At 65.0% G+C, this 901-nt stretch carries 1 protein-coding gene; it reads right to left on the bottom strand.

Annotation, left to right across the window (positions count from 1 at the left end; genetic code table 11):
• A partial coding sequence (locus EN984_RS36180) for a phosphate acyltransferase (RefSeq protein WP_281057389.1) occupies positions 1–901 on the bottom strand: 901 nt, incomplete at both ends.

The raw sequence follows: 901 nt of genomic DNA, 5'->3' as shown, positions 1-901 counted from the left end.
GTTGCGGGTGACACCGGTGACGATGCCGTCGGCGTCGCCCAGCGCCACCATGCAGGCGGCAAAGTGGTTGCGGTCGTTGTTGATCAGCCGCTGGCAGTCGCGGAACAGGAAGCCTTTGCGCTGCATGCGCTCGTAGAGATAGTCGGTGTAGATGCCGTTGCGGCGCGACAGCCTTGCATTGATGATCTCGATGCCTTGCTTGTTGAGGTCGATGCCGGCGTGCTTGGCGTTCTCCTTGATGACGTCGTCGCGTCCGAGCAGGATGGCGGTGCCGAGCCGCTGGTTCACATAGGAGACGGCGGCGCGCATGACCTGCTCCTCCTCGCCCTCGGCGAAAACGATGCGCTTGGGCTGGCGGCGCACGCGGTCGTAGATGCGCTGCAGGGTCGAGGCGATCGGGTCGCGGCGGGCCGACAGCTCCTGCGCGTAACGGTCGAGATCGAGGATCGGCTTGCGGGCGACGCCTGAGTCCATCGCCGCCTTGGCGACCGCGATCGGGATGGCCGAGATCAGGCGCGGGTCGAACGGCACCGGGATGATGTAGTTGGGGCCGAATTTCGGCCGGTTGCCCTGATAAGCGGCGGCGACATCGTCGGGCACATCCTGGCGCGCCAATGCCGCCAGCGCCTGCGCGGCGGCGATCTTCATGTCGTCATTGATGGTGGTTGCCCTGACATCAAGCGCGCCGCGGAAGATGTAGGGAAAGCCGAGCACGTTGTTGACCTGGTTGGGATAATCAGAACGCCCGGTGGCCATGATGGCGTCGGTGCGGATCTCGGCGACCTCCTCCGGCGTGATTTCCGGGTCGGGATTGTCCATGGCGAAGATGATCGGGTTCTTGGCCATCGACTGCACCATGGCAGTGGTCAGCGCGCCCTTGGCGTAGAGGCCGCGGAAGACG

Origin of the sequence: Mesorhizobium sp. M7A.F.Ca.CA.004.12.1.1 (genome assembly GCF_003997835.1) — a bacterium.
Taxonomy (GTDB): Bacteria; Pseudomonadota; Alphaproteobacteria; order Rhizobiales; family Rhizobiaceae; genus Mesorhizobium.
This window is presented reverse-complemented; position numbering and strand designations above follow the sequence as displayed.